Source organism: Snodgrassella sp. W8135 (assembly GCF_016101225.1).
In the GTDB taxonomy this organism is placed as follows: Bacteria; Pseudomonadota; Gammaproteobacteria; order Burkholderiales; family Neisseriaceae; genus Snodgrassella; species Snodgrassella alvi.
Genome location: NZ_JACFQX010000002.1, coordinates 270,006 through 274,518 on the forward strand (window position 1 = coordinate 270,006; position 4,513 = coordinate 274,518).

The window sequence follows — 4,513 nt, forward strand, 5'->3', positions numbered from 1 at the left end:
TTATACAGCTGGTCACCGTTAACAGCATCGGTAGAGCCACTGCTAAGTGTACCGTTGGCCACGTTAGTAATCTTCTGGGCAGCGCCGGAACCATGGCTGGCATCATAAGCATTACCATTCCATTGCAGAGCGTCGCGTTGCAGATTACTGATGTTATTCACAGCAGAACTCAGACTACTAGACAAAGTAGAAATATTACTGTTGGTAGTAGAGAGACTGGTATTGTTACCGGCAGTCACAGTGGAGAGACTGCTGCTCAGTGAGGTGGACAGATTATACAGCTGGTCACCGTTAACAGCATCGGTAGAGCCACTGCTAAGTGTACCGTTGGCCACGTTAGTAATCTTCTGGGCAGCGCCGGAGCCATGGCTGGCATCATAAGCATTACCATTCCATTGCAGCGCATCGCGTTGCAGATTACTGATATTATTCACCGCAGAACTCAGACTACTAGACAAAGTAGAGACATTACTGTTGGTAGTAGAGAGTCCGGTATTGTTACCGGCAGTTACAGTGGAAAGACTGCTGCTCAGTGAGGTGGACAGATTATACAGCTGGCTGCCATTAACGGCATCGGTAGAACTATTGCTCACTGTACCGTTTGCTACATTGGTAATCTTCTGGGCAGTGCCGGAACCATGGCTGGCATCATAAGCATTACCATTCCAACCCAGTGCATCGCGTCGCAGGTCACTGATGCTGGTGTTAACCTCTGCTAAGCTGGTCGACAGCGTAGCTGTTGCGCCGGAAACTGTATCCAGACGGTCAATAGCACCATTCAGTCTGCCAGTCAGATTACCTACAGAGGAGGAAACGGTGTTGAGTTTATCATTGGTGGTAAACAGCTGACCGCCTGTTACTGCCTCATTTGAACCCAGTTCAATTTTTCCGCCTGTAATATTGGTGATTTTTTTGTAGTTTGCATCATAATTTTCACCATTTATTTGCAGGGCATTCTGATCCAGAGTATTGATTCTATCTGTAGCAGAAGACAAATTATCGGAAATTCTGGAAGTGGATTCAGCAATACTGTTAATCCGCGTATTGGTCTTATTCAGGCTATCATTCAGATTCGCCACTGTAGAGCTTAAGCTGCCTACCCTCGAATTAGTCTGATTTAGCTGACTGCCATTGACTGCATCGGTGGAATCCGGGGCTAAATCAGCTTCGGCTACGCGGGTGATTTTCTGCGCCATAGTAGAACCATGGCCGGCATCGTAGGCAGATCCATTCCATTGCAGAGTATTGTCCTGCAGTCTGGTTACAGCAGCAGTTACTGAATTTACCGAAGTGGATACAGCATTAATACTAGAATTTGTAGTATATAGCTGGCTGCCATTCACTACATCTGATGAATCAGGTGCCAGTGAACCGTTTGCAACATTGGTAATTCGATACCGGGCATTGGTAACACCATGGCTGGCATCATAATAACTGTTGCCATTCTCTTCCTCTACCCATTGCAAGCTGTCTTTTTCCAGTTTGTTTACTGTATCGTTCACTTTGTGTACTGAGCTGGAAACGATACTCAGATTAGAATTAGTAGTAGATAACTGGCTGCCATTTACAGCATCGGTAGAGTTATACGTCAGATCACCGTTAGCTACATTGGTAATCTTCTGAGCCAGATTAGTACCATGGCTGGCATCATAGGCACCAGAGCCATCGGTGTTCTTTTTCCATTGCAGCGCATCAGACTGTAAATCAGCAACAGAGCTGCTTAGTGTGCTGATATTACCATTGATATTGGTCAGATCACCGGCACGGCTTACAACAGTAGACAGTGAGCTGAAGCTGGTAGCAGAAGAGGTGGATAGCTGATAGAGCTGACCGGCATTAACTGCATCAGTAGAACCGTCTGCCAGCTGACCGGCAGCCACATTGGTAATCTTCTGCGCCTGAGTAGTGCCATGGCTGGCATCGTAAAAGCCGCCGTTACCATTGGCATTCTTTTTCCATTGCAGCGCATCAGACTGTAAATCAGTGATATTGCTGTTTGCTGTACTGATATTACCATTGATATTGGTCAGATCACCGGCACGGCTTACAACAGTAGACAGTGAGCTGAAGCTGGTAGAAGAAGAGGTGGATAACTGATAGAGCTGACCGGCATTAACCGCATCAGTAGAACCGTTTTCCAGCTGACCGGCAGCCACATTGGTAATTTTCTGCGCCTGATTGGTACCATGGCTGGCATCATAGGCACCAGAGCCATTGGCATTGTTTTTCCATTGCAGCGCATCAGACTGTAAAGCAGAAACATTGCTGCTTACCGTATTCAGTTTACCGGTGGTGTTTAGAGCAGCGGTAGATAAAGAAGTGATACCGGAAGCAGAAGAGGTGGATACCTGATAAAGCTGGCTGGCATTAACTGCATCAGTAGAACCGTCTTCCACCAGACCGGCAGCCACATTAGTAATCTTCTGCGCCTGAGTGGTACCGTGGCTGGCATCATAGGCACCAGTACCATCGGTGTTCTTTTTCCATTGCAGCGCATCAGACTGTAAAGCAGCGATATTGCTGTTTGCTGTACTGATATTACCATTAATATTGGTCAGATCACCGGCACGGCTTACAACAGTAGACAGTGAGCTGAAGTTGGTAGCAGAAGAGGTGGATAACTGATAAAGCTGACTGGCATTAACCGCATCAGTTGAGCCGTCTTCCAGCTGACCGGCAGCCACATTAGTAATCTTCTGCGCCTGAGTGGTACCGTGGCTGGCATCATAAACACCTGAGCCATCGGTATTTTTTTTCCATTGCAGGGCATCAGCCATTAGCTGAGTAACATTGTTAGTGATATTGGTAACATTACCTGTATTGGCCACCGCTGCGTTCAGATTACTCAGACTGGTTGAAGTGGTTGTAGACAAGCTGTAGAGCTGTGCGGCATTAACCGCATCAGTAGAATGCTCATCCAGTACACCGGCCGCTAAATTACTGATTTTCTGAGGACTGGATGTTCCATGGCTGGCATCGTAAAAACCAGAACCATCAGCATTTCCATGCCATTGCAACGCATTACTGAGCAGAGAGCTAACTTGAGTATTCAGAACATAAACATTGCTGGCAACAGTAGAAATATTACCAGTAGTAGCTACCGCTTCATTCAGATTACTCAGGCTGGTCGAAGTGATTGTAGACAAGCTGTAGAGCTGAGCGGCATTGACTGCATCAGTAGAATGCTCATCCAGTACACCGGCTGCTACATTGCTGATTTTCTGCGGACTACTTGTTGCGTGACTGGCATCATAAAAGCCTGAGCCATCAGCATTACTTTTCCATTGCAGCGCGCCACCGAGCAGAGTACTTACCTGGTCATTTAAAACATTGACATTATGAGAGATATTGGCAATATTACCAGTAGTGGCTACTGCCTCATTCAAATTACTCAGACTGGTTGAAGTCGTTGTGGATAAGCTGTAGAGCTGGGCAGCATTGACCGCATCAGTAGAATGTTCATTAACCTGACCGGCGGCAATATTGGTGATTCTCTGCGCACGGTTGGTTCCGTGACTGGCATCGTAAAAACCGGAACCATCTGCATTTCCATGCCATTGCAGAGCATCAATAACCAAATCATTCACTTTAGTAGTTAATGTACTGATATTACTGTTAACATTCGTCAGATCACCAGCACGATTTAAAGTGGATGATAATGTGCTCAGTCCGGTAGATGAAGAAGTAGATAGCTGATAAAACTGAGCAGCATTGACTGCCTCAGTAGAGTATTCATCTATATGACCGGCAGCAATATTGGTGATTTTCTGCGCACGATTAGTTCCGTGACTGGCATCATAAGCTCCGCTACCGTCTACATTACTTTTCCACTGCAATGCATCAGATTTTAAAGCTGAGACATCGTTGCTTACCGTATTCAGTTTACCGGTAGTGCTTAGAGCAACAGTGGATAAAGAAGTGATACCGGAAGCAGAAGAAGTAGATACCTGATAAAGCTGACCGGCATTAATCGCATCAGTAGAATTTTCATTTATCAGACCAGCAGCTACATTGGTAATCTTCTGCGCCTGACTGGTACCATGGCTGGCATCATAGGCACCAGAGCCGTTGGTATTCTTTTTCCATTGCAGCGCATCAGACTGTAATTCAGCAACAGAACTGCTCAGTGTACTGATATTACCATTTACATTGGCTATATCACTGACACGGCTCACAGCGGTAGACAATGAGTTAAAGCTGGTAGAAGAAGAGGTGGATAAATGGTAGAGCTGACTGGCATTAACCGCATCAGTAGAATTGTCTGCCAGCTGGCCGGCAGCCACATTGGTAATTTTCTGTGCCTGATTAGTGCCATGACTGGCATCATAAAAGCCGCCGATACCATTAACATTATTTTTCCATTGCAGCGCATCAGACTGTAAAGCAGAAACATTGTTGCTTACCGTATTCAGTTTACCGGTGGTGCTAAGAGCAGCGGTAGATAAAGAAGTGATACCGGAAGCAGAAGAGGTGGATACCTGATAAAGCTGGCTGGCATTGACTGCATCAGTAG

The 4,513-nt window shown here is 46.1% G+C and carries 1 protein-coding gene; it reads right to left on the reverse strand.

From position 1 onward, the window contains the following. Nucleotides 1–4,513: S-layer family protein (locus H3T75_RS07345; protein ID WP_198211390.1), on the reverse strand; the 4,513-nt coding region annotated here is incomplete at both ends.